Raw genomic sequence first — 25,935 nt, 5'->3', positions numbered from 1 at the left:
CCCGTTTTTGCGGCCTCCACCGACAACAGGCGGTGGACGGCGCGAAAACGGGTGGGTGAGGTCAGCAGTCCGCCCGCGTGATGAACACCGCCGGATCGCTGATCGAGTCGAGCACCTTGCCGTAGTCGTCATCGGCGAATCGGCCGAATGCATCGCAGATGGCGGTCTTGCCCTGCCCGACAACGACATACGCGGCGTAGATCAAATTGCCGTTGTCGTCGCGTTGCCGCAACGACGGACAGGATATGTCTGTCCGTAGGTACTGGGCTCCAGGGTTGTTGGCCAGCGCGGCAGCCATCTCGTCGCGGTAGGACGACGGATTGGTGGCATTCGCGACGACGACGATACCGGCGCCGTCACATGCGGGAGTGCTGATGGGGACCGACAGCCCCAGATCGGCTGGATTCCGCACGGGGGCAGGCAGTGTGGTGGTGGTCGTGGGTGCGGTCGAGACCGGAAGCGTTGTCTGGGTGAGCGGGGCCTGCTCGACGAGACCTGGGCCGACCGAGTCGGGCGCCGGGCCGACCCGTGTCGACATCGACTGTGCCGTCGTCTGGTCGGGCTCGTCGTCGTCCGGCCAGAAGGTCACTGCTGCGACGACGCCGAGTGCGATCACCGTGATGAGTGCCAGCAGACCGACGATCAGCGGTGTGTGCGAGCGCCGCGCCTGCGGTCCCGGCGCAAACGTGGGCGGGGGAGGCTGGGGCGGCGGGGTCGCAGCGAATTGGGTCGGGGTGTTCTGCTCCGACGTAGGCGGCGGATTCGTGCTGGGGCGGGCGGTGGGCAGGCCCAGCAGGGTCGGGGCGTGGGACGCGTGATCGCCCTTGGTCGGGTCGGGGCCTTGGGGCATTGCGGCCGGCGGCACCGGCGGCAGGTCCAGGGCCACGGCGAGTTCGCTCGCGAACTGAGCGCAGGTCTGCTGTCGCTGAGCCGGATCCACCGCCAGGGCGCGATTGATGACCTGCGCCGCGGCTGGAGGTAGGTCACGGCCGACCCCGGGCGGTGCGCCGGTCAAGAGTGCTCCGGCGGTGGCGCCGAGTGCGTAGACGTCGGCACGCGCGTCCACGGGCTGCCCGCGGAGTTGTTCCGGTGCGGCGTAGGCGAGGGTCCCCACTGCCAGGCCGGTCTGGGTGATGTCTTCGACACCTTCGATGGAACGGGCGATTCCGAAGTCGGTCAGCATGACCCGGTGGGGGACCGCCTCGGTGAGCATGATGTTGCCGGGCTTCACGTCGCGATGCAGCAAACCCTGGCCGTGTGCGTAGTCGAGCGCCGCCGCCACCTCGGTGACCATCTGAAGGGCGAGATCCGGTCGAACACCCTTGGGGTAGACCGCGAGAAGTTCGGCGGCATCGGTGCCGGGGACGAAGTCCATGCTTATCCAGAGGCGGCCTTCGAACTCGCCGCGATCGTGGACGGTGACGATGTTCGGGTGCCACAGTTTCGCCGACAGGTCGGCCTCACGGACGAAGCGGCGTCGGTAGTCGTCATCGGATCCCGCGCTGGACCCCGGGAGAGACGCGGGCAGGATCTTGAGCGCGTCCGAGCGCGGCAGACGCGGATGCTGAGCCAGGTAGACCTCGCCCATGCCGCCGGCGCCGAGTTGGCGTTCGATCCTGTAGCCGGCAAAAACGCTGCCCGGAGCGAGCGGCATGAAAGACCCCCGAAACTAGTGGAATATGCCAGCAGTGGAGTGACGCGCGCGACAGCCCCGCTGGCCTTGACCAGAATAGTGCAGCACTGTGACCGGTCCGATACGTAGTGCGGCTTACGCCGCTGACATAATCTTCTGGTGCTGAAGTTGTCTATGAGACGTATGTGGCTGATGTTTGCATTGGCCGCTCTTGTCTGTGCCGCGACTGTCATGGTCGCTCCTGTCCCCGCCCGAGCCGACGTCACGACGCCGACCTCGTTTCCCACCTCGACGCAGATGATCACGGTGGCCGCCGAGTCGGTCTCCGACACCACCGCGACATTGACGGCCTGGGAGCGTGACTCCTCAGGTGCGTGGGTCAGTGCCATCGGCCCGACCGAGGCGTACCTCGGTGCCGAGGGACTCGGGGTCCCGCGTGACAATGTCTGGAGAACCCCGATGGGTACCTTTGCGCTCGACCAGGCCTTCGGCAATCAACCCAATCCGGGTACGAAGATGTCGTACTTCCAGGCCGACGAACAGGACTGGTGGGACGCGCTACCCGGGTCGCCGACCTACAACAGTCATGTGCGGCAGGCGGAAAACCCGGGCGGCGACAGCGAGCACATTCTCTCGACCGGAGAGATCTACGACTACGTCGTCAACATTGCCCACAACCCGCAACGCGTCCAGGGGTATGCCGCAGGCATCTTCCTCCATGTCAGCAACGGTGAACCGACCTGGGGTTGTGTCGCCATCGACCGCGACGTCATGCGGGAGATCGTGCAGTGGCTCGATCCCGCAAAGCAGCCGGTGATCAGCATCGGCCTGGCCTGAGGCCTACCGGGTGCGGCGTTTGAGCTCGAACGTGACGACGCGCAGGTTGTCGTAGTCCTCGCGGGGGCCGGCCACCATCTCGACCTGGGCACGGGCCTGCTCGATCACCGGAGTGCCGGGGTCGAGGACGGTCAGATACTTCTGGTGCGCGGCAAGTGATTCGACTGCAATTTCGATGAAGTCGGCGACTTCTTCGACGTGCGTGGCGTCGGGGCTGTTCTCGAAGAGCCAGCGTGGTTTGTCGTCGAGCGCGTCGTACGCCTGCAGCACTGCGGCGGCGAACTCGATGTGATCGAACTGATTCGGCGAGTCCGGACCCCACCCCGGTCCGCCGTAGATCGACACGATCACCTGTGGCTGCACCCGCGTGATCACCTCGGTGACCGCAGCGCGCAACTCGGGGGTGTTCGCGATCGCCGAGTCGGGGAAGTCCCAGAACTCGATTGCGTCGACGCCGACGATCCGCGCTGACTCGCGCTGCTCGATCTCGCGGGCCGGACCTGCCTCGGCGGGCGCCATGCCTTCGATTCCGGCCTCACCGCGCGATGCCAGCGCATAGACGACGCGTTTGCCCGCGGTTGTCCACTTCGCCACCGCCGCCGCGACACCGTATTCGGGATCATCGGGATGCGGCACCAGGACCAGAGCGGTCTGCCAGTCGGTCGGGAACGGGAACAGCACCGCCCCACGATACCGATTTTGGTGGCTTCCGGTGAGCAAAAGCCCAGGTCGGGCTCACCAGAAGCCACCACAACCGGGGAGGCCGGAGGTTAGCGCTCGCGGTCGAGGTTGGCCATCTTCAGCACGTCGAGGCGCTTGTCGAGCTCTTCTTCCGAGAGTTTGTCACCGATCAGACCGCGATCGAGCACCGTCTGACGGATGGTCTTCTTCTCCTTGAGGGCCTGCTTGGCGACGGCGGCCGCTTCCTCATAACCGATCGCGCTGTTGAGCGGGGTGACGATCGACGGGGACGACTCCGCGAGCTCCTTGAGGTGCTCTTCGTTGGCGACGAGACCGGAGATACACCGGTCGGCGAACAGCCGGGAGACGTTGGCCAGCAGCTTCACCGACTCGAGGACGTTCCGGGCCATCATCGGGATGTAGACGTTCAGTTCGAATGCACCGTTGCCGCCGCCCCAGGTGACGGCGGCGTCGTTGCCGATGACCTGCGCTGCAACCTGGGTGACTGCCTCGGGGAGAACCGGATTGACCTTGCCGGGCATGATCGACGATCCGGGCTGCAGGTCGGGGAGCTGAATCTCTCCCAGGCCGGTGAGTGGGCCCGACCCCATCCAGCGGACATCATTCGCAATCTTCGTCAGCGACACCGCGACGGTCTTGAGCGCACCGGACAGTTCGACCAGTCCGTCGCGGGCGGCCTGCGCCTCGAAGTTGTCCTTGGCCAGCGCGAGCTCCTCGACGCCGGTGAGTTTGATGAGTTCGGCGACGACCTTGGTGCCGAATCCGTCCGGGGCGTTCAGCCCCGTGCCGACGGCGGTGCCACCGATCGGCAGTTCGCCGACGCGGGGGAGAGTCGCGGTGACGCGCTCGACGCCGGCCTCGATCTGACGGGCGTAGCCGCCGAACTCCTGGCCGAGGGTCACGGGGACTGCGTCCATCAGGTGGGTGCGGCCCGACTTCACGACCGTGCGCCACTCGGTGGCTTTCTCCGCCAATGCCTTTTGTAGGTGCTCGAGAGCCGGGATCAGATCGGTGACCGCTGCTTCGGTGGCCGCCACGTGGGTGGCCGTCGGGAAGGTGTCGTTCGACGACTGCGACATGTTGACGTGGTCGTTGGGATGCACCTCGACGCCGGCGGCCTTGGCCACCGAGGCGATGACCTCGTTGGCGTTCATGTTCGAACTCGTCCCCGAACCCGTCTGGAAGACATCGATGGGGAACTGCTCGTCGTGCTTGCCATCGGCGATCTCGGTGGCGGCGGCGATGATCGCATCGGCCTTCTCGCCGTCGAGTAACCCGAGGTTCTTGTTGACCTGGGCACACGCCGCCTTCAGCAAGCCCATGGCGCGGATCTGCGTCTTCTCGAGCGGCCGGTGGCTGATCGGAAAGTTCTCCACGGCACGCTGCGTCTGGGCGCGCCACAGGGCGTCGACCGGCACCCGGACCTCGCCCATGGTGTCGTGCTCGATGCGATAGGCCTGCTCACTCAATGTTCAACGCTCCTTGGATCGGATCCTGACGCCACTCAGCGGGACGCTGACGGCGCCGCCGGGATCGGTGAAAAAGTCGTTGCCCTTGTCGTCGACGACGATGAAGGCCGGAAAATCCTCGACCTCGATCTTCCACACGGCTTCCATGCCTAGTTCAGGGTATTCGATGACTTCCTGGCTCTTGATGCAGTCCAGGGCGAGCCGGGCTGCGGGGCCCCCGATCGAACCCAGGTAGAAACCGCCGTGGGTATTGCATGCCATGGTGACCTGCTTCGAGCGATTTCCCTTGGCCAACATGACCATTGACCCGCCTGCGGCCTGGAACTGTTCGACGTAGCTGTCCATCCGCCCGGCCGTCGTCGGACCGAACGAACCGGACGCCATCCCCTCGGGCGTCTTGGCCGGCCCGGCGTAGTAGACCGGATGGTCGCGCAGATAGTCGGGCATCGGCTCGCCGGCGTCGAGGCGCTCCTTGATCTTCGCGTGCGCGATGTCGCGGGCCACCACCAGCGGTCCGCTGAGGGATAGCCGGGTCTTCACCGGGTACTGGGACAGCTGGGCGAGGATCTCGGACATCGGACGGTTGAGGTCGACCTCGACCACCTCGCCACCGGCGATGTCTTCGGCGACACCGGCTGCCGGCATGTACTTCGCCGGATCGGTCTCGAGCTGCTCGAGGAACACCCCGTCGGCGGTGATCTTGCCGAGCGCCTGGCGGTCCGCCGAGCAGGAGACTGCGATCGCGACGGGGCAGGACGCGCCATGGCGGGGGAGCCGGACCACGCGGACGTCGTGGCAGAAATACTTACCGCCGAACTGCGCGCCGATCCCGAACGACTGGGTCAGCTTGAAGACCTCTTCTTCGAGTTCGAGGTCTCGGAACCCGTGTGCCGACATCGAACCGGTGGTCGGGAGATTGTCCAGGTAGTGGGCCGAGGCGTACTTCGCGGTCTTGAGCGCGAACTCGGCGGAGGTGCCGCCGATGACGACGGCCAGGTGATACGGCGGGCAGGCGGCGGTGCCCAGCGAACGGATCTTCTCGTCGAGGAACTTCAGCATCCCCGCCGGGTTCAGGATCGCCTTGGTCTCCTGGAACAGGAACGACTTGTTCGCGCTGCCGCCGCCCTTCGCCATGAACAGGAACTTGTATTCGGGACCTTTCGGTCCCTGCTCGGTCGCGTAGATCTCCACCTGCGCGGGCAGGTTGGTGCCGGTGTTCTTCTCGTCGTAGGTGGTCAGCGGCGCGAGCTGCGAGTACCGCAGGTTGAGCTGGGTGTACGCGTCGTAGACGCCCCGCGAGATGGACCGCGCGTCGTCGGTGCCGGTCAACACACCTTCGCTTTTCTTGCCCATCACGATCGCGGTGCCGGTGTCCTGGCACATGGGCAGCACGCCCCCGGCGGAGATGTTGACGTTCTTCAGCAGGTCCAGTGCGACGAAACGATCGTTTCCCGAGGACTTTGGGTCGTCGATGATCTTGCGTAGCTGCGCAAGATGGGCCGGCCGAAGGTAATGGCTGATGTCGTGCATCGCCTCGGCGGTCAGGGCCCTGATGGCTTCCGGATCCACTTTGAGGAAGCGCTGACCGTCGACGTCGAACGTCGACACCCCCTCCGTGGTGATCAGGCGGTAGGGGGTGTCGTCGCCGTCGGTCGGAAGCAGATCAGAGTAGAGAAACTCTGGGGCGGAAGCTTGTTCACTCACGCGCTGCATCGTATCGCTGCGGTGTGCGGCGCCTCGTTCGAGGCGCCGTCCTCACCGCGGCGTCCCGTTGACGAATCGCGCAGCGTCACCGGATTTCAGTCCTGAAAGGTGTTCTGAGCGATCTCGGCAACCTTCTGACGGGTGTGCCTGCCCTCGATGTTGCGGATGGTGCCCGAACGCGACCGCATCACGAGCGAGCGCGTGGTGGCGCCGTTCGCGCGGTAGCTGACGCCGCGGAGCATGTCGCCGTTGGTGACGCCGGTGGCGCAGAAGAACATGTTCTCGCCACTGACGAGGTCTTCCGTCTTGAGGACCCGGTCGAGATCGTGGCCCGCGTCGATTGCTTTCTGCTTCTCGGCTGCATTGCGTGGCCAGAGCTTGCCCTGGATCTCTCCACCCATGCACTTCATGGCGACCGCAGTGATGATTCCTTCGGGGGTGCCGCCGATGCCCATCAGCATGTCGACCGAGCTCTCCTCCTGGGCTGCCGCGATGGCGCCGGCGACGTCGCCGTCGGAGATCAGTCGCACCTTGGCGCCCGCGGCGCGGATCTCACCGATCAAGCCCTCGTGGCGCTCACGGTCGAGGACGACGACGGTCAGGTCGGCGACCTCGATGCCCTTGGCCTTGGCGACGGCCTGGACGTTGAACTCGACGGACTCATTGATGTTGATGACACCTGCGGCCTCGGGTCCGACGGCGATCTTCTCCATGTAGAAGACGGCCGACGGGTCGTACATGGTGCCGCGCTCGGACACCGCGAGTACCGCGATGGAGTTCGGGCGGCCTTCGGCCATCAGGGTGGTGCCGTCGATGGGATCGACGGCCACATCGACCTCGGGGCCCTCGCCGTTCCCGACCTCTTCGCCGTTGTAGAGCATCGGCGCTTCGTCTTTTTCGCCTTCGCCGATCACGACGACGCCGCGCATCGACACGGTGGAGAGGAGTTGCCTCATCGCGTCGACCGCGGCGCCGTCGCCGCCGTTCTTGTCGCCTTTACCGACCCAGCGGCCCGCCGCGAGAGCAGCGGCTTCGGTGACCCGCACCAGCTCCATCGCCAAGTTGCGGTCGGGGGCCTCGAACTGGGGGGAATCGGCTGACATGGAGGGCCTCCTGAAATCGCGGCGAAAAGGGTTGAGGCCATCCTTTCATGCCCGTTATTGCAGGTGGTGCACCGGTGCCTGGCCGTAGACGTTGACGTTCATCCCGGCTTCACGGGCCTTCAGTTGCAGCGAGAGGTACCGCGAGTAGTGCCGCGACTGGTGGAGGTTGCCGCCGTGGAACCACAAATTCTGTTGTGCGGTGGGCTTCCACATGTTGCGCAGCTCGCCCTCCCACGGTCCCGGGTCCTTGGTGGTATTCGACCCCAGGCCCCAACACTTGCCGACCTTGTCCGCGACTTCCTGCGAGATCAGTTGTGCCGCCCAGCCGTTCATCGAGCCATAACCGGTGGCCAGCACGATGAGATCGGCCTCCAGTTCCGTGCCGTCTGACAACACCACCGAATGCGGTTTGATCTCGGTGATGTGCGCCGGTGCCTTGAGCTTCACCTTGCCGTCGGCGATGAGTTCGGACGCACCGACGTCGATGTAGTAGCCCGAGCCGCGGCGAAGGTACTTCAGGAACAGGCCGGAGTCGTCGTCGCCGAAGTCGAGCATGAAGCCTGCTGATTCGAGCTTGTCGTAGAACTCCTTGTCCTGCTCCCGAATGGTGTTCCACGCCGGGATCTGGAACTCGGCGAGCAGGCCGTAGGGGATCGATCCGAAGATCAGGTCGGCGGTCTCGTGGTCGATGCCGCTCTCGAGTGCCTCTTCGGAGTACAGCGGTCCCAGGACCTCGCGCATCAGCGATTCCGACTTGACGATGTGAGTCGTCGACCGCTGGATCATCGTGACGTCGGCGCCGTTCTCGAACAAGTCGCCGCAGATGTCGTGCGCGGAGTTGTTGGCGCCGAGGACAACTGCCTTCTTGCCGGCGTACTTGCCGCCACCGGAGTGCTGCGAGGAGTGCACCAGGTCGCCTTCGAACGTGTCGGCGCCGGGGATGTCCGGAATGTTCGGGATACCCGACATGCCGGTGGCGAGCACCAACTGGGTCGGGGTGAGAGTCAACTTTTCCCCGTCCCGTTCCACCTCTACCGTCCACCGCTGGGTCGTGTCGTCGAAGGTGGCGCCGAGGCAGGTGGTGCTGCTCCAGTAGTCGAGTTCCATGATCTTGACGTAGCTCTCGAGCCAGTCGCCCATCTTGTCCTTGGGCGTGAACACGGGCCAGTCGTCGGGGAACGGTAGGTACGGCATGTGGTCGTACCACACCGGATCATGAAGGGACAGAGAGTAATAGCGTCCGCGCCACTCATCGCCGGGCTTGGGGTGCTTGTCGATGACCAGCGTCGAGACGCCGAGGCGGCGCAGGCGGGCGGCGAGGCCGATGCCACCTTGCCCGCCACCGACGATGAGCGTGTACGGCTGGGTCGTGATGCCGAGGGTCTCTTTGTGCTCGGCGCGCCGATCGAGCCAGTTCTTCCGGCCTGGCACCACGCCGTGCTCGGCGCCCTTGATGCGGCGGGTGCGTTTGTTCTCCGGGAATTCCAGCAGTTCCTGCGCCGAGGTCAGGAACGTCCAGCACTTGCCGTCGCGTAGACGCATCAGGCCTTTGCCTCGCAACACAGGAGTCGTGAAGGTGTACCAGGCGGTGGTGACGCCGTCGTCTTCCGTCGCCTCACCCTCGAGCTGAAAGTTGCTCGGAGCCGAGGTCGGCAGGGTCGCGGTGAGCATCGCGGCGAGGTCGTCCTTGCCCTCGGCGGTGGTGAGGTTCCAGCTCAGTGCCACCAGATCGCGCCAGTAGCAGTCGTCGACGAACAGATCGGTGATGGCGCCGACCTCGCCGGTCTGCCGGGCATGCGCGAGCGCCTGCTCGAGGTCGGTGAGAAAGGCCTGTGCCGTCTGGGTGGGTGAGACGGTGGTGGTCATTGGTCAACTCCTTCGCGTGAGGTGGATCACACCTGACGGTAGAAGGGTCTCAGGTTTGGGAGAAGGGTTGCAGGGAGTTGCAGATCTACCGGCAGATCGACGGCACCGTCAGCCGGTAAGGCCGTGGGGCCAACAGAGGGCCGAGTGAGCGCCGGATCCGAGACACCTCGGCCCGCACGGTCACGGTGTGATCGCCGCCGCCGTAGAGCTCCGTCGACAGCTCCCGGGCGCTCAGACCCGTGGGGTGTGCGGCGACGATGCGAAGCAGGTCGAACTGCCGGCGCGTCAACGGATGTGTCGCCTGTTCGCGGTCGTCGAACGAGACCACAGCGCACGGCGGTTCGGCCTGCAGGATGAGTGAGGTGGCACTGCGCGTGGCGCGCCGCAGTTGCCACAGGTCGCCCACCTGGTTGGCGTCGAAGTGTCCGAGGCTGGGAATCCACACCGTGCCCGTCGCCAGACCGCCGGGGACGAAGAGCCGGTCACTGACCGCGATACCCCGGGTGGCGATCACCCAGCCGTTGCCGTCGACCACCAGGGAATCGGCACCGGCTGGTCCGAGCAACCCGGACGCCGCGTCGCTGCGACTGCGTAGACCGTCCTGATGGATCGTCCGGAGTTCGGCGTTGACCGCATCGAGGGTCGAGCAGACCAGCGACAGTGTGTGGGGGTGTGCGGTGCGCAGACCGCCCGACAGCGTGATGGCCCCGAGGACGGACTCGTCGCGAGGATCGATGATCGGGGCACCGGTACACACCCAGCTGTGGTGGCTCGGGTGTGAGTGTTCGGAACCGAAGATCTGCACCGGGGCCCGGTCGGCCATCGCGGTTCCGAGTGCGTTCGTGCCGACCGCTTTCTCGGTCCACGACGCGCCCTCCACGAATCCGAGGTTCTCCGATCGTTTGCGTACGTTCGGCGGACCGGCGACCCACAGCACCACCCCGTCGCTGTCACACAGGACGAGTTCGGTGGCGGTGTCGGTGCAACTGGTCAGCAGGCGTTCTCGCAGAGCGGCCGACGCGTGGTTGAGCAGTGGATCGGCGGCGCGGCGATGGGCGACTTCGTCGGCCGGGCAATAGTCGGCCCCGTGATACGTCGCCGGCTGACGTTGCCAGGACCGGGCAACCTGTTCGCGAACACCGGTGGGCACGGCGCCGGTCGATGACCACTGCTCGAACAGTGAGTCCAGATGGCGCAGGTGGACTCTCGGATCCTGATCGATACGCAGCGCGCTCGACGGTCGGGTCAGCGGTGGCACACGGTTCTCCGGAGCTTGAAGGGTCTCCGCAATGGTACGTGAGGCACGTCACAACGCACGGACCCCCTCGGTCGTGACCGAGGGGGTCCGTGGTGTGCAGAAGTCGATCAGCTGGTGGCGTCTGCCTTTGCAGCCAGTGGCTTCCCGTCGGGCGCGACGGTGTCGTCGATCGGGATCTCCCGGATCGAGGCACCCTCGATGTCGACGTTGGGCACGATCTTGTCCAGCCACGCGGGCATCCACCACGCTTTGTCGCCCATGAGCGCGAGGAGCGCGGGAACGACGATCATCCGGATGATGAAAGCGTCGAAGAAGACCGCCGCAGCGAGGGCGAAGCCCATCATCTTCGAGGTGGTGTCGGGCGCCAGCATGAACGACGCGAACACCGAGATCATGATGACCGCTGCAGAGGCGACGACGCGGGCGCCGTGTTTGTAGCCGACCAGCACCGCCTCCTTAGCGGACAGGCCGTGCACGTATTCCTCGCGCATACGGGTCACGAGGAAGACCTGGTAGTCCATCGCGAGTCCGAACACCACGCCGATCATGAAGATCGGCAGGAACGAGATGATCGGTTGCGTATGGGTGATGAGGCCGAAGATCCCCTGCTGGAAGATCGCCACCGTGGCACCGAAGGTCGCGCAGATCGAGAAGATGAATCCGATCGTCGCCGTCAGCGGTACCAGGATCGACCGGAACACCACCATCAGGATGATGAAGGCGAGCCCCACGACCAGGATCAGATAGGGGATCAGCGCCGAACTCAGCTTCGCCGAGATGTCCGACATGATCGCCGTCTGGCCGCCGACGTTCAGGGTCGCCCCGTCCGCTTCCGCGGTCGACGAGTAGTCCCGGATCTGTTCCATCAGTTCGTGGGTCTGCTCACCGCTCGGCGATTGCTGCGGCGTCACCGAGATCAGGGCAGCGGTGGCCCCTTCCTGCGGGTTCGCCTGATCGGGACCGTTGCCGATCCAGGTCAGCTGGTCCGGGTTCGCGACGTTGGACAGAGTCTTGATGTGATCGATCGTCTCGGTCGCGACCGTGGCGACGTCGCCGCCCTCTTTCTCGTTCAGGACCACGAGCAACTGACCGTTGACACCTTCACCGAATCCCCGTTTGAGGAGTTGGGTTGCCGGCACCTCGGCGTCAGACGAGAAGGACAGTCCCAGTTCCAGTTTGGTCATCGGTGTCGCGATGATCGCGAGGAATGCCAGTCCGACCAGTGCGACCGGAAGCGGGTACTTGACGAGGAACTTCGCGGTTCGCTGTCCGTTGGACACCTTGCTCTCGGGCTCGTCACCGTGCCGCAGTCCCTTGATCCGCGGCGAGAAGGCGAATCTGCCGAACGCCCCGAGCAGAGCCGGGATCAGCGTGATGGCACCGAGGACGGCGATGACAACTGCGAGTCCGGCGCCGGCACCCATCTGCGACACGAACGGGATTCCGACGACGGCCAGCGCGACCACGGCGATCACGACAGTCAGACCGGCGAAGACGACTGCCGTACCTGCTGTCCCGACGGCGCGTCCGACGGCGGCCTCGCGAGAACCGCCGAGATTCAACTCGGTGCGATACCTGGAGACGATGAACAGCGCGTAGTCGATGGAGACCGCGATGCCGAGCATCGTGATGATGCCGGTCGCACTCTCGTTCATGTTGAAGATCCCGGCACCGAGGGTGACCAGGTTGATGCTGATGAGAACACCCAAGATGCCGGTGATGATCGGGATGAACGCGGCGACCAGCGCTGCGAACGCAATGATCATCACCACGAACGCGACGACGAAGCCGAGCATCTCGGCCGTTCCACCCTGTTCTTGGACCTGCATGAGTGAACCCGTACCGCGGACGTCGAGTCCACCGGTCCGGAACTCTTTCATGATGTCCTCGAACTGTTCCTTGTCGTCGATCGTGAGGTCTTCGACGTTGATGTTCTGCTGGACCTGGATGAGGCCGACCTTGCCGTCGTCACCGAGGACCGAGGCGGCAATCGCCGGATCGGCAGCGGCCACGGTGACCGGGTTGACGATGGTCTCCGGTTCGAAGATGTCGGGCAGTGTCTTCAGTTTCGCGACGAGACCGTCGATGTCGGCGGTGTGCGCCGCCAGCCCGTCGCTCGCGGCGATGAGCACACTGGTCGATGCCTCCATCTGCCGCTCATTGACCGCGCTGAAGTCCTTCTCCATGATCGACATCGCCTTGTCCGAGTCGGTACCCGGAAGCTCGAAATCCTTGGAGAACTTGGGGTTGAATGCGGCGACCAAAGCGATGACGAGCGCGCCGAGCAGCAACCAGCTGACGATCACCCACCACTTGTGCCGAAAAGAGAACCGTCCCAGCCGATACAAGAACATTGCCATGGTGAGGAAGCTTATAGGGAGCTGAGGACATCAGTCCTCACCCAATAGGTGGATATTGAGCGACGAAAGTACTACTTGGTGGGGAGCACCTGCGGTCCGGTGCCGCGGCCCGGCAGAGGGGAGGCGGCCAGGGTGGCCGTCGCGAGCGTCTGGAAGTCGTCTTCCTTGCCCTTGTTCGACATCAAGCCGATGCGCACGTCGCCCAGGTCCGTGACCCAGACCGTTCGCCCGCCATCCGGCTTGGCGTATACGACCCACCTCGACCCGCCGACCTCACGGGTACCCGCCCCGAGCAGCCGCTCGTCCCCCGCGAGTGAGCCCACCAGGGAGTCCTCGGTTGCGTCGGTCTGGCTGAGCTGGATGTACACACCGTTGGTCGTGATGTAACCGGAGTTCGACACCGAGGTGTTCTCGAGCGCCGTCGTGGTGCCGCTGTTCGGCTTCCAGTCGGCCGGGGTCGCTGGGAGTCGGACGGGGAAGGCGAGGCTCCTGGCGTCGGCCCTGAGCCCACTGTCTATGTCGTAGGCCGGGACCTTGTCGTCGCCTGAACCACCCGACAGACCGACCGAGCAGTTGCCCGACACCATCGCCACGAACACGCACAGCAACAACAAGGGGACCAACGACCAGATCATGTCCTTGTTGTTGTTCAGGATGCGAGGTTTAGCGGCCACACTTCGAGTATTGCAGCACGTGCCGCAGCCACATAAACGCGCGGATCGGGGAGAGGGTGCGCCGGGACGCGATCAGTTCTCGTCGTCGAAGTCTTCGTCGTCCTCGAGGTCGCCATCAGGATCGTCGCTGCCGAGCACGGACTCGATACGTTTGCGCGCACCTTCGAGATGTTCCTCACAGCGGCGCGAGAGGGCCTCGCCGCGTTCCCACATCTCCAGCGAGGCATCGAGGTCGAGGCCGCCCTGCTCGAGGGTTCGCACCACGACGATCAGCTCATCCCGCGCTTCTTCGTATCCCAGTTCGGCGATCGGTGTGACGTCGTCGTCTGCCGGCTTCTTCGGTGGCACGTTTTCTTTCCTCCAAGCGTCGGCTCATATCGTAAACAGGTCCGCCTACGGCGAAGACGATGTACGTCGCCGCGTTCGTCCACGGCGACCGCGGCGGGTCTCAGCTCTTCTTTTCCACGCCCATGACGGCGGCCCTGGTCGCACCGTCGGCGACCCTGACCCGCAGTTGGCTGCCGATCGGCATGTCGTGCACCGAGTTCACCACATGGGGCTGCTCGTCGCTGCTGCTCGCCGCCCCCGGGACCCGCTGCACGACCGCGTACCCGCGGGCCAGGGTCTGCGCAGGACCGAGGGTCGCCAGCCGCGCGGCCAGGTGGTCGACGCGTTGTTCCTCGCTCCCGACGCAGCGGGCGATGTCACGCCGGATGTCCCGGGACGCGCGCTCGATCTCGTCGACCCGGTCGTCGACCATCCGATACGGATGGGCCAATACCGGTCTGCCTCGCAGGGAATCGAGACCGCGGACCTGTGTGGTCACCCAATTTCGAAGTGCACCAGCACTTCTGGCCCGTAGCTCTCTGATCTGGGAGAGTTCGGCGATCACGTCCGGGACCACCCGCTTGGCCGCGTCGGTCGGTGTTGCCGCACGCAGGTCGGCGACCAGATCGAGCAACGGGGAGTCGGGCTCGTGTCCGATGGCGCTGACCACCGCGGTCGTCGCCTTGGCGACAGCACGACACAGCGCCTCGTCGGAGAACGGCAGCAGGTCCTCGACGCTGCCTCCGCCGCGGGCCAGGATGATCACGTCGACATGTGGGTCGGCATCCAGTTCGGCGAGGTGCCCGAGGATTTGCGGGACCGCCGCCGGCCCCTGGACCGGCGCATTGCGGACCTCGAATCGAACCGCGGGCCAGCGGGACTGAGCCACCGAGATGATGTCGCGTTCGGCGGCGCTGGCGCGACCGGTGATGAGGCCGACGGTCCCGGGCAAGAACGGCAGCGGCCGTTTGCGGGCCGTGTCGAACAATCCCTCGGCGGCGAGTAATCGACGCAGACGCTCGATGCGTGCAAGGAGTTCACCGATGCCGACCGGGCGGATCTCGGTGACCCGCAGTGACACGGTCCCACGTCCGGTGTAGAACACCGGCCGACCGAGCATCACCACGCGCGCGCCCTCCGTGAGGGGGACTTGCGCGCGGGTCAACAGGTCAGGGCTGCAGGTGACCTGGATCGAGATGTCGGCAGCCGGGTCGCGCAGCGTCAGGAATGCCGTCCGGGTTCCGGGACGGCGATTGATCTGGGTCAGCTGACCCTCGACCCAGACCTGCCCGAGCTTGTGGAGCCACTCGGCGATCTTCGTGTTGATGGTGCGAACCGGCCACGCTGATTCGGGCGTATTGCTCACGCGTGCAGGCTACTTGCTCGCAGCCGTCACGCGGTTGTCGAGCATGGTGAGGAACGGCGCCCGCGCACGATTGCCCTTCTCGTAGTCGGCCAGTTCCTTGAGCTCTGGGAGTCCGACGCCGCGCAGTTTCGCCCGCAGCTGCGCAAGGGTGAGTGTGTCGTAATCGAGCATCACGACGATTTCCGGAGCATTCTTAGCCGATCGACGCGCGCCGGCAGGGGTGTCCTTCTCGATATCCGGTGTCGAGCTGTACAGCGCGAATCGCCCGGTGCCTGCGGGTGCAGCGGTGGCCTCGGGGTCGTCGTCGGCGGTCTCGGGCTTCTCGTCCGCCGGTGTCACCGTGGTCGTCGCCGGTGTGATCGGTGCGGCGGAAACGGTAGGTGCGCTGTCGTCGATGTCCTCGGCGTCGTCGTCCTCATCGAAAGTCGCCCACTCGGGCTCCTCTTCTGCGCGGCCGAGCAGGGATTCGAAGATGTCGTCCCCCTTGATCGCCATCTCGGCGATGCCCTGCTGAAATCGCATGACCGCCTGCAGCGTCTGACTGACCGCACTCATCGGCAAAGTGATGGCAGTGGTGGGCAGTTTTCGCGTCTCTTCCAGCACGGTTACAACTACCCCGGCGGCGACCCTGGCGGCATAAGGTGGTCGAATCATTCCAATACTGTGCCTCATGCCACCGGTGGTGACCACCAGTAGGGTCGTATTGCCCGTAGGCTGAACACCATGAGTTCGGCCGAGAACAGCCCATCGGGCAAGACAATCCTGCTCGCAGAGCCGCGCGGTTACTGCGCCGGCGTCGACCGGGCAGTGGAAACTGTGGAGAAAGCCCTGGAGAAGCATGGTGCTCCGGTGTATGTGCGCAAAGAGATCGTGCACAACCGCCATGTCGTGGAGACACTGACGGATCGCGGTGCGGTCTTCGTCGACGAGACCGATGAGGTGCCCGAGGGTGCCCTGGTGGTTTTTTCCGCCCACGGCGTGTCCCCGGCGGTCCACGACTCCGCTGCCAGTCGTAATCTGCGCACCATCGATGCCACCTGCCCCTTGGTCACCAAGGTCCACCAGGAGGCGAAGCGATTCGCACGCGACGACTACGACATCCTGCTCATCGGTCACGAGGGCCACGAAGAGGTCGAGGGCACCGCAGGCGAGGCGCCTGAGCACGTGCAGCTCGTCGACGGTCCGGAGAGCGTCGACGGCGTCACCGTTCGCGACGAGTCGAAGGTGATCTGGCTGTCGCAGACCACCCTGTCCGTCGACGAGACCATGCAGACCGTCACGCGTCTCCGCGAGAAGTTTCCGCTGCTCAACGATCCGCCCAGCGACGACATCTGTTACGCCACCCAAAACCGCCAGGTTGCGGTCAAGGCCATGGCTCCCAAGTGTGACCTCGTGATCGTGGTCGGTTCGCAGAACTCCTCGAACTCGGTCCGGCTGGTCGAGGTCGCCCTCCAGGCCGGCGCGAAGGCCTCGTATCTCATCGACTACGCACGGGAAATGGATCTCGCCTGGCTCGAGGGTGTGCAGACCGTCGGTGTCACCTCCGGTGCCTCGGTGCCCGAGGTCCTGGTGCGCGGTGTGCTCGAGGTCCTGCAGGCGAACGGCTTCGACGGAGTCGAGAAGGTGACCACCGCCGAGGAGACGTTGACGTTCGCGTTGCCGCGCGAGTTGCGTCCGGCGCGCGCCAAGTAGGCGCACCCACCCGTTTTTGCACCGCCCACCGGTGATCACCGGTGGGCGGTGCAAATTCGGGTGGACGATGCGGAAGAATCACCCGCGTCGGCGGCGTTGTGACGAACATGACACCTTCAGCTCTGGCACTGACCCCGCGACAACGTGAGCGTCTCGACTCCGAGGACATCGTGTGGCTCACCACCATCAACGCTTCACAGACACCGGTTCCGACCCCGGTGTGGTTCCTGTGGTCTGCGGAGCAGATTCTGATCTTCAGCGAACCCCGGACGCCCAAGCTCACGAACATCGGGCGCGGCGGGGTGGCGGTCAACTTCAACTGCACCAGCGGAGGTGGAGACGTGGCGGTGTTCACCGGTGACGCCGCCGAAGACCCGGCCGGCCCGACGGGTGCTGAATGGGATGCGTATGTGGATAAGTACCGGGAGGCGATGTCCGGTATGGACTACACCCCGGAAAAGTTCCGTGCCGAATACTCGACGTTGATCCGGGTCACCCCCCAACGCGTCCGGGGTTGGTGATCGATCGAATCAGGTCCGCCGATCAGTACTCCTCCGGATCCAGTCTGCGCAAGCGCCGTGCCGGCATCGACACCGCCCATCCTGCCGCAAGCACTACCGCGCACACCCCGACGCCGATCACTGCGATGGCCTGCGGTCGGTGGTCGGCGGCCGGTGGCACAGCGGGAGCCGAGATTGCTTGCGGCACTGTCCAATCCGTCTCGGTATCCGAGATCTCGTAGGTGAGCGCGGCCACCGGGTCGATCACGCCGTGGCCCACTGTGTTGTCCCGGCCCGTGCCCGGGGCATGAGCGGTGCGGGTTATCCGCTCGATGACCTCCGCCGCGTCGAGTTCTGGAAACTTCGCACGGACGAGCGCTACCACGCCGGAAACGTACGGGGCGGCGAAGCTGGTCCCGTCGACACTGACCAGACCCTGCTCGCCCTCCTGGGCGTTGACCAACCGGTTCGAGCCCCGGGTGCTGTCGAGACTCAGGATCGAGGTACCCGGAGCGGCGACTCCGACCCAGGGCCCGGCCAGGCTGAACTCCGCGGGCGAACCGCCTTCGGACTCGACCGCGGCCACACTCAGTACGTAGGGCGTGTACCAGGCCGGACTCGCGATCGTGGTGACCGTGTCCCAGCCGTCCAGACCCGGGTCGGCGGGATTCGGGGATGGATTCTGTTGCGAGCACTGAGAATTGGCGATCAGGTTACCCGCGGCGGCAACGACGACGACATTGCGGTCGAAGGCGTACTTCACCGCGGCCCCGAGTTGTTTGTCGAACAGATTCGACCCCGACGGTCCGCAGGCGACCTCAGAGATGTTGATGACTGTGGCTCCCAGTCCGACCGCACGCACGATTGCGTACGCGAGCGTCTGCACCGTCCCGAAACCGGTTCCGACGCTGGGATTGTCGCCGGAGTCTGCGGCGCGTTTACGGTCCTTCGGTTCGAAGGCGGCGCTGGACTGCCTGATGGCGATGATCGAAGACTCGGGTGCCACTCCGGCGAAGGCGTCGCCCGGCGCCGGCTGAGCGCCGATGATGCCGGCGACCAGCGTCCCGTGTCCGTCGCAGTCGTCGGTCCCATCGGAGCGTGAGACGTAGTCACCACCTGCAGTGATACGTGGTAAACGCGGATGGCGGGTCACGCCCGTGTCGATGACCGCCACCCGCTGACCGCCGCCGCGGCTGAAACGCCACGCCTCGGGCAGTCGCATCATCGCCTGCGCGGCGGACGGTTCGGTGATGTCCGTGCCTGGCGACAGAACGGGCTTGGCACACAGCATTTTCTGCTCTGTGGGCTCAGGCGGTGCGACAGGTGCGTCGCGAACCAGCGCAGCGATGTCGACAGCCGGTGGCGGGATCGCGGCCGCCGGTAGCGCGGGAAGCGCAGTCAGTGCTGCGGTCGCGACGACCACAGACGCCCGGACGATGCGTGAACGCGTCGATCCTGCCCGGGCGCCGGCGTGGTGCCGACGCATCACAGGTCGCGGACTGCTGCATAGAGGTCGAGGATCCAGAACAACAGCGGGACGATCGCCGCGATCAGCAGATACTCGAAGATCTCGACCATCCGGCGCATCACAGGTGAAAAGTCCGAGTGTGGTGCGAGTACACCGCACACCAGCGCGACCATCGCGGTCCCACCGAGGGCGACTGCGGCCAACACGGTGTGGTCGCCGGGTCCGAAAGCCACCTCGACGCAGACCACGGCCCATCCGAACGAGCCGGCTCCGATGAGCACCGACGCCTGCGCGAGGTCGGTGTGAGACCGGCCCCGCAGGCAGAGCACGATCGCGATGATCGTCGCGAACAGCGTGCCGCGCCAGCTGAATTCGGGGGCCGGGTATGCGACGAGCGCGATTCCGGCCACGGCGGCCGTAGCGGTGCCGATGATGAGCCCGGTCAGATATCGGCCGGCTGTTCGCGTGCGCTGTTCGAGTGCGGCCGCGGAGGGAAGTGCCATGGCCCCGATGGCTCCGATGCCCTCGATCGCCGGACGCGGCGCGGAGTCTGCGGGATCGATCGCGGCGCCTGCCGTGGGCACCGGCGGCAGCGGTAGTCGCGCCAACAGAATGGTGATCCGCGACGCGAAGGAAATGGCGAGGATCGCGACTGCGCACAGCAGCGCACCCGTTCCCGCGTGGTCCGGTGACCACAGCATCTGTACCGCGCCCGCGCCTGCGCCGAACAAGGCGGCCGTGATCACCGCGGCGTGCACGAGGGGCCCGGCGGTCGAGATCCGGTACGACATCGCGGCGACGACCACTGCGACCGCGCACGCCAGTGTGAGGTGAGGCGCCCCGAAGGGGCCTGGCGGCAGCATCATTCCCGTCGCAAGGGCGCAGGGGACCGCACACAGCGAGCTGATCGCAGCTGTGGTGCCGTCGAGGTAGTACCGACCGATCACGGCTCCGGCGACCACGTAAGCGAGGGTCATGAGCACCGCGATGACCGGTGGCCACCAACTCTCGTGCTCACTTCGCTCGCGCAACAATGCCAGTGCGAACAGGACAGACGCCGCGACGGCGACCACATAGCCCATCACCCGGGCGGCGAACGCACTCCAACTCGCGAACTGGGCCTCGCCGAGTCGCGCGACGGCGTCGATCACATCGTCGAAGAGCACCGCGCTCTCCCGTGCGGGCACCGAGCGCAAGATCAGCAGATCCCCGTCCCGCACGCCGGCCTCGGACAATGTCCGACCGGGCGCGATGGGCTCGCGGCCAACCCGCGCCAGCGTCCAATGATCCCGGATGGGCACCGGTCGGGCCTCGGCGTCCTCGACATTCGGTGTCCGCGAACTGATCAGTGACACCAGGTCCGGGATCAGGGCTGCAACCGGCACCGCGGCCGGTAACCCGACATCGAACTGCGTCGTGCCACCGATGACCGACACCCGCGCCAGCGCAGGTTCGGTAGCGGCAGCGGCGTCCAACTCCGCCAAAAGGTCAGCAGCGGTCATGATTCCCCCCCAAGAGATCCCCACCAGATTTCGAAACAATAGCGAATCCCACGGACACACGACGACGAGAGCCGATGTTCCGCCATCTCCTGTCGTTCTGGTCGAGCTCCGCTCCGCTTCGTCTCCTGTGGATAAACGGCACCTTCAGGGTGCCCCGCACCGCTCCATGGTGGATGATGTGCGGCCAGGGGATTCATTTCGTTCAGGGGTGGGGTTCGTACAACCATGATGTTTCGGTGACGACAGGGACGACCGAGGGATTCGTGCGGCGAGCACGGGTCCCGGTGCCGCGTGCGCCCGGGGGTGAGGTGAACATCCAGGTGCCGCCGGATGTGCCTCGGGTGGTGCCCGGCAGCCTGCTGATGAAGATGATGCCCGTGGTGATGGTGTGCGCCGTGGTCGGCATGATCTCGATGATGTTCGTGACCGGCGGACGCAACATGCTGTCGAACCCGTTGTTCATGATGTTCCCGATGATGATGCTCATGTCGATGTTCGGCATGTACGCAGGCGCCGGGAACCGAGGCGGGGGCAAACGCGCGGCCGAGTTGAACGAAGAGCGCAAAGACTACTTCCGCTACCTGTGCCAGGTCCGTGACGAGGTGCACGAGACCGGCGCCGCGCAGCGCGACGCGCTCGAATGGAGTCACCCCGAACCGGCCGCATTGCTGGCGGTGGTGGGCGGACGACGCATGTGGGAGCGGCGACGCGGTGACAGCGACTTCGGCCACGTCCGTGTCGGGGTCGGGTCGCAGCGGCTCGCAACGCGCCTGATGCCACCGGAGACCGGGCCGCTCGAGGACATCGAACCGGTGTCTGCGGTGGCGCTGCGTCGGTTCGTCCGGACCCACTCGGTGGTCCACGGGTTGCCCACCGCAGTGTCCCTGAGGGGGTTCCCGGCGATCAACATCGAAGGGGCACGCCAAGAGACCCGGCAGCTCGCACGGTCGATGGTGCTGGAGCTCTGTGCTTTTCACGGGCCCGACCAGTTGCTGATCGCAGTGGTCACAGCAGACCCCGGCGCAGAGGCCTGGGATTGGTGCAAGTGGCTGCCACATTTCCAGCATCCGTATGAGCGGGACGGTATGGGTTCGGCCCGGATGGTGTACCGATCATTGGCCGACCTCGAGGACGACCTAGCCGTGGACCTGCTCGAGCGAGGCCGGTTCTCACGCTCGGCCCCTCCGAGTGCAGCTCGGGCGCAGCTCGTCGTGGTGATCGATGATGGATTCGTCTCGGGTGACGAACGCATCGTCGGCGACGCCGGCATGGAAGCGGTGTGCATTCTCGACCTCTCCGCACCCACCGACGGATTGGCTGTGCGTCGAGGACTGCAGCTGGTGGTGGGAGAGGGAAAGATCGGGGCGCGTAGCGCTTTCGGGGTCGAAGAGTTCGCCGACATGGACTCTCTCGGGATCGCTGAGGCCGAGGCATTCGCCAGGGCGATGGCCCGTTACCGTCTCGCCACCGCGGCCCAGTTGGTGAACCTCGAACAGGAGGCCGCCCCTTCGGATCCGGGTTTGATGAACCTGCTCGGCATCGCCGATGCGACGCGGCTCGATCCGCACTCCGCGTGGGCGCCGCGCAGCGCCCGGATGCGGCTGCGGGTACCCATCGGCTATTCGGCCAGTGGTACCCCGGTGGAGATCGACATCAAGGAAGCCGCCGAAGGCGGGATGGGGCCACACGGTCTGTGCATCGGTGCCACCGGTTCGGGCAAGTCGGAGTTCCTCCGGACCCTGGTGCTGTCGATGCTCGCCTCACATTCGCCGGAGGCGCTGAACCTGGTGCTCGTCGACTTCAAAGGCGGCGCAACCTTTTTGGGTCTCGAATCGGCACCGCACGTGGCGGCGGTCATCACGAACCTTGAAGAAGAGCTGTCGATGGTCGACCGCATGCGCGACGCGCTCTCCGGCGAGATGAATCGGCGGCAGGAGGTGCTGCGAGCGGCCGGCAATTTCGCAAACGTCGGCGACTACGAGCGGGCCCGTGCGTCGGGTGCACCGCTCGAACCGCTGCCCGCGCTGTTCATCGTGGTCGATGAGTTCTCCGAATTGCTGGCGCAGAAGCCGGACTTCGCCGATCTCTTCGTCGCAATCGGTCGGCTGGGTCGGTCCCTGCACATTCATCTGCTACTCGCCTCGCAACGACTCGAAGAGGGAAAGATGCGCGGGCTCGACAGTCATCTGTCGTATCGCATCGGCCTGAAGACGTTCTCCGCCAACGAGTCCCGTTCGGTGCTCGGTGTGCCGGACGCCTACCATCTGCCGAATGTCCCGGGCTCGGGATACCTCAAGTGCGATTCTGCAGAACCCATCAGGTTCAACACGTGTTACGTCTCGGGTCCCTACACTCCGCCGACTGCGCTCGGACTCGAATTGCTCCCCTCGATGGCGAGGGCCGGCCGGCTGAAGATGTTCACCGCCGACCGCATCCCCGTGGATCCGGTTGTCGAATCAGAGATTGCGGTCTCACTCGAGCCGGCACCCGACCCCGCGCCCGTCGCCGGACCCGCAGTGCGGACCCTGCTCGACACCGTGTTGGGCCGCATGACCGGGCAAGGTCCCGCCGCGCACGAGGTGTGGTTGCCCCCACTTGATCAGCCTCCGACGATCGACATGCTGGTGCCGCATTGGCGTCGTCCGCAGGACGGTCGCCTCGAGTTCCCGTTGGGTATCGTCGACCGACCCTACGACCAGCGTCGCGACATCCTGACCGTGGACGTCTCCGGGTCGAGGGGCAACGTCGCCATCGTCGGCGGACCCCAATCGGGCAAGTCGAACGCAGTGCGGACCCTGATCCTCGGTGCCGCGGCCACCCACACGCCGGAACAGGTTCAGTTCTACTGCCTCGATTTCGGCGGCGGCAGCCTGGCCGGGATCGCCGGACTACCGCACGTCGGATCCGTGGCGGGCCGATCCGACATGGATGCCGTGCGACGGACGGTGGCGGAGGTCACTACTCTGATCCGATCGCGCGAGTTGCGTTTCGCCGACGCGGGTATCGAGTCCATGCGTGACTTCCGGTCGCGCCGCCGGTCCGGCGATTCCGTTCTCGCCGACGATGTGTTCGGTGATCTCTTTCTCGTGGTCGACGGTTACGCGGTGATCCGTGGCGAGTTCGAGTTCCTGGAGTCCCAGATCAACACGATCGTGGCGCAGGGCCTTTCGTATGGTGTCCACGTCATACTCACGGCGGCGCGCTGGGCCGAGGTCCGCCCCGCGATCAAGGATCTGATCGGAAGCAGACTCGAGCTGCGGCTGGGGGATCCGCTCGATTCGGAGATGGGTCGCAAGGTCGCGGGTCTGGTACCCGAAGGCCGTCCCGGTCGGGGTCTCACGGCGCAGCAGTTACACATGCTCGTCGCACTGCCCCGAACCGACTCGGAGACAGGTCTCGACACCCTCGGTGCCGCACTGGGGAGCGCGGTCGCGACGATCTCGGCCCTGTATCCCGGGCGTGCGGCGATGCCCGTCCGCAAGTTGACCTCCCATCTCGAAAGGTCCGAGGTGCAGGCGCGCCTTCGCGATGCCGACATCACCCTGGCGCCGGGGGAGGTCGCGATCGGTGTCGGTGAGGCCGAACTCGCGCCGGTGATCCTCGACTTCCGGACCCAGCCTCACTTCCTGGTGTTCGCCGACGTGGAGCACGGCAAGACGAACCTGCTCCGCAACATCGTCGCCGGACTGATCGAGAACTCCTCTCCGACCGAGACAAAGGTTGTCCTCGTCGACTATCGGCGCACGATGCTCGGTGTCATCGAGACCGACCACCTGGCGGGATATGCCACGTCCGCCCAGACCCTGACGCCGATGGTCAACGAGCTCGCAGCGTATTTCACTGCACGACTGCCGGGCCCGGACGTCACCCAGCAACAACTCCGCGAGCGCAGATGGTGGTCGGGTCCGGACGTCTACATCGTGGTCGACGACTACGACATGGTGGCCACGGGAAGCGGGAACCCCTTGGCGCCGTTGCTCGATCTCTTGGCACAGGCCCGCGACATCGGCCTGCATCTCATCGTCGCGCGTCGGTCGGGGGGCGCAGGGCGGGCACTGTTCGACCCGATCATCGGCCGACTCAAGGATCTCTCCTGTGATGGTCTCCTGATGAGCGGAGACCGGGATGAGGGGTATCTGCTCGGCAGGGTCCGCCTGCAGAAGCTGGTCCCGGGACGCGGCGAGTTGGTGTCACGTTCGCGTCCGCGGGAGATGATCCAGGTCGCTCACATGTCGCCGCTGTGAACGCGCCATCGATGCGCGCCGCGGTGGCCGACGTGGCCTACGACCATCTGGAGGTCGGCGGACGTCCGCGGCAACAGGTTGGCGCCCTGGTGGCCGCGATCAATGCGTCGACGGTCGTCGTCGACGGTGAGCGGTTGCATTCGGTACAGGCGTGGAGGCAGCTGTTCGACCGGGCGCTGGCCGGTATCGATGACGTCACCGTCGCGCACCCCAGCACGTGGGGGACCCCGCGAACATCCGTGTTGCTGCACGCCGCCACGGTGGTGGGCCGCGAGGTGGAGCTCGTCCCGCGTGCCGTGGTCATCGCGCGCTCGCATCTGGACGCCACCGCTCAGCGGGCTCTCGTCATCGAGGTTGCCGGCCGCATCGACATCCACGAGGTCCGGCGCGCGGGTGGCGACTGGCAGATCGCGTCGACAACTGTCGCCACCGATCAGACCTACGCCGAACTGGTGGCAGAACTGGCAGACAACGGGGTGGAGGCGATCCTCGTCGACGGTGCCGAACCCGGTTCGGTCGAATCCGTCCGCTCTCGTGTCGAGCACGAGACCGTTGTCGGCCGCGTGGCGTGCGTGCGCCGCGCCCTGGTCCAGCGGTACGGGGGCGCCGCCGCAGCGCCGGCTCCCATCACGAACGTCGGACCACCGCAATCTGCGGGCGGGTCCCGTCGCCGACCGTTGCTGGTGGCCGCAGTACTGATCGCCGTCGTCGCTTTTGCCGTGGCGGTCGCCGTCGTCATCGTGCGAGACGGACCCCAGCCCCAGGCGCCGGTGGTCGATCGGCAAGCGCAGGTCGGCCGCGTGTCGCTCGCGGTGCCGGGGGATTGGCGACAGAGCAGCGAACCGGCCGCCGAGGGCGTCGTATCGCGCACAACTTTCGCAGCCCCGCAGGATGATCGGCGCATCATATTGCTCCAGAACGCGGTCCGCAGCACCTCGACGCTGTCGTCGGTGGCAGGCAGCCTACGCAACCGTATCGACCAACGCGGCGACGACGTGGTGCAGGAGTTCTCGGCCAGCACCCGCTACGCGGGGCGGGAGGTCATCAGTTACCGCGAGGTGCCGGTCTCCGGCGGAGCCATCCGCTGGTACCTCGTCGTCGCGGCCGGACTGCAGGTCAGCGTCGGTTGTCAGGCCGGATCGGCGGGCGACTCGATCGACGAGCAGTGCATGATGGCGGTCGGTTCGGTGCGTATCGGTGATCGATGAACCCCATGCCCCGGCACTGCAG

Annotated in this window: 19 protein-coding genes; 5 read left to right on the top strand and 14 right to left on the bottom strand. The window is 65.8% G+C overall.

Annotated features, from left to right (window positions below):
- Positions 1-61: 61 nt before the first annotated feature.
- Positions 62-1,654 carry a serine/threonine-protein kinase gene (locus BH683_RS21950; protein ID WP_084838397.1) on the bottom strand — a complete coding sequence of 531 codons (1,593 nt, stop codon included), beginning with the start codon at positions 1,652-1,654 and terminating at the stop codon, positions 62-64.
- A 138-nt stretch (positions 1,655-1,792) separates the two neighbouring features.
- Between BH683_RS21950 and BH683_RS21945 the strand changes: the two genes are divergently transcribed.
- Positions 1,793-2,470 carry a L,D-transpeptidase family protein gene (locus BH683_RS21945; RefSeq protein ID WP_308203618.1) on the top strand — a complete coding sequence of 226 codons (678 nt, stop codon included), beginning with the start codon at positions 1,793-1,795 and terminating at the stop codon, positions 2,468-2,470.
- Positions 2,471-2,473: 3 nt separating this feature from the next.
- Here BH683_RS21945 and BH683_RS21940 read toward each other — a convergent pair whose 3' ends face one another.
- From BH683_RS21940 to BH683_RS21890, 11 genes are all read right to left on the bottom strand, one after another.
- Positions 2,474-3,151 (bottom strand): PIG-L deacetylase family protein, encoded by a 678-nt coding sequence (locus BH683_RS21940; protein ID WP_094647650.1) that lies wholly within the window; start codon positions 3,149-3,151, stop codon positions 2,474-2,476.
- A gap of 89 nt (positions 3,152-3,240) precedes the next feature.
- A complete protein-coding gene (locus tag BH683_RS21935; RefSeq protein ID WP_084838395.1) occupies positions 3,241-4,641 on the bottom strand; it encodes a class II fumarate hydratase in 1,401 nt (466 codons plus the stop codon).
- 3 nt (positions 4,642-4,644) lie between these two features.
- The gene (locus BH683_RS21930; protein WP_084838453.1) at positions 4,645-6,345 is read right to left on the bottom strand and encodes a fumarate hydratase; all 1,701 of its coding nucleotides are present in this window, start codon (positions 6,343-6,345) and stop codon (positions 4,645-4,647) included.
- 95 nt (positions 6,346-6,440) lie between these two features.
- On the bottom strand, positions 6,441-7,448 hold the full coding sequence (gene glpX / locus BH683_RS21925) for a class II fructose-bisphosphatase (protein WP_084838394.1): 1,008 nt from the start codon (positions 7,446-7,448) through the stop codon (positions 6,441-6,443).
- 54 nt (positions 7,449-7,502) lie between these two features.
- Entirely contained in the window at positions 7,503-9,314 is a 1,812-nt protein-coding gene (locus tag BH683_RS21920; RefSeq protein WP_084838393.1) for an NAD(P)/FAD-dependent oxidoreductase, read from the bottom strand.
- A gap of 85 nt (positions 9,315-9,399) precedes the next feature.
- Positions 9,400-10,572 carry a helix-turn-helix domain-containing protein gene (locus BH683_RS21915; RefSeq protein ID WP_168187097.1) on the bottom strand — a complete coding sequence of 391 codons (1,173 nt, stop codon included), beginning with the start codon at positions 10,570-10,572 and terminating at the stop codon, positions 9,400-9,402.
- A 107-nt stretch (positions 10,573-10,679) separates the two neighbouring features.
- On the bottom strand, positions 10,680-12,932 hold the full coding sequence (locus BH683_RS21910) for an MMPL family transporter (protein ID WP_084838391.1): 2,253 nt from the start codon (positions 12,930-12,932) through the stop codon (positions 10,680-10,682).
- Positions 12,933-13,003: 71 nt separating this feature from the next.
- Positions 13,004-13,606, bottom strand: coding sequence for a DUF4245 domain-containing protein (locus tag BH683_RS21905; protein ID WP_084838390.1), 603 nt, complete (start codon positions 13,604-13,606; stop codon positions 13,004-13,006).
- Positions 13,607-13,678: 72 nt separating this feature from the next.
- Entirely contained in the window at positions 13,679-13,954 is a 276-nt protein-coding gene (locus BH683_RS21900) for an exodeoxyribonuclease VII small subunit (RefSeq protein ID WP_084838389.1), read from the bottom strand.
- A gap of 100 nt (positions 13,955-14,054) precedes the next feature.
- Entirely contained in the window at positions 14,055-15,299 is a 1,245-nt protein-coding gene (gene xseA, locus BH683_RS21895) for an exodeoxyribonuclease VII large subunit (protein WP_084838388.1), read from the bottom strand.
- Positions 15,300-15,308: 9 nt separating this feature from the next.
- The gene (locus BH683_RS21890; RefSeq protein ID WP_084838387.1) at positions 15,309-15,953 is read right to left on the bottom strand and encodes a lipid droplet-associated protein; all 645 of its coding nucleotides are present in this window, start codon (positions 15,951-15,953) and stop codon (positions 15,309-15,311) included.
- Positions 15,954-16,022: 69 nt separating this feature from the next.
- Here BH683_RS21890 and BH683_RS21885 point away from each other — a divergent pair, with 69 nt between their 5' ends.
- Entirely contained in the window at positions 16,023-16,991 is a 969-nt protein-coding gene (locus tag BH683_RS21885; protein WP_084838386.1) for a 4-hydroxy-3-methylbut-2-enyl diphosphate reductase, read from the top strand.
- 107 nt (positions 16,992-17,098) lie between these two features.
- Positions 17,099-17,512, top strand: a complete 414-nt coding sequence (locus BH683_RS21880; RefSeq protein ID WP_084838452.1) for a TIGR03667 family PPOX class F420-dependent oxidoreductase — start codon at positions 17,099-17,101, stop codon at positions 17,510-17,512.
- A gap of 22 nt (positions 17,513-17,534) precedes the next feature.
- On the opposite strand, the gene mycP is transcribed toward BH683_RS21880, so the two are convergent.
- Both mycP and eccD read right to left on the bottom strand, forming a co-directional pair.
- Positions 17,535-18,977, bottom strand: a complete 1,443-nt coding sequence (mycP, locus tag BH683_RS21875) for a type VII secretion-associated serine protease mycosin (RefSeq protein WP_084838385.1) — start codon at positions 18,975-18,977, stop codon at positions 17,535-17,537.
- A complete protein-coding gene (gene eccD / locus BH683_RS21870) occupies positions 18,977-20,461 on the bottom strand; it encodes a type VII secretion integral membrane protein EccD (RefSeq protein WP_084838384.1) in 1,485 nt (494 codons plus the stop codon). Before eccD ends, mycP begins: the two co-directional genes overlap by 1 nt.
- 236 nt (positions 20,462-20,697) lie before the next feature.
- Here eccD and eccCa point away from each other — a divergent pair, with 236 nt between their 5' ends.
- The gene (gene eccCa, locus BH683_RS21865; protein WP_246833518.1) at positions 20,698-24,705 is read left to right on the top strand and encodes a type VII secretion protein EccCa; all 4,008 of its coding nucleotides are present in this window, start codon (positions 20,698-20,700) and stop codon (positions 24,703-24,705) included.
- Entirely contained in the window at positions 24,702-25,913 is a 1,212-nt protein-coding gene (locus tag BH683_RS21860; RefSeq protein ID WP_084838383.1) for a type VII secretion-associated protein, read from the top strand. The genes eccCa and BH683_RS21860 overlap by 4 nt, the downstream gene beginning before the upstream one ends.
- Positions 25,914-25,935: the final 22 nt, after the last annotated feature.

The sequence above is a fragment of the Williamsia sp. 1138 genome, assembly GCF_002095435.2.
Lineage (GTDB): Bacteria > Actinomycetota > Actinomycetes > Mycobacteriales > Mycobacteriaceae > Williamsia.
The sequence above is the reverse complement of the archived record's forward strand: the minus strand, read 5'-3'. Positions and strand labels throughout refer to the sequence as shown.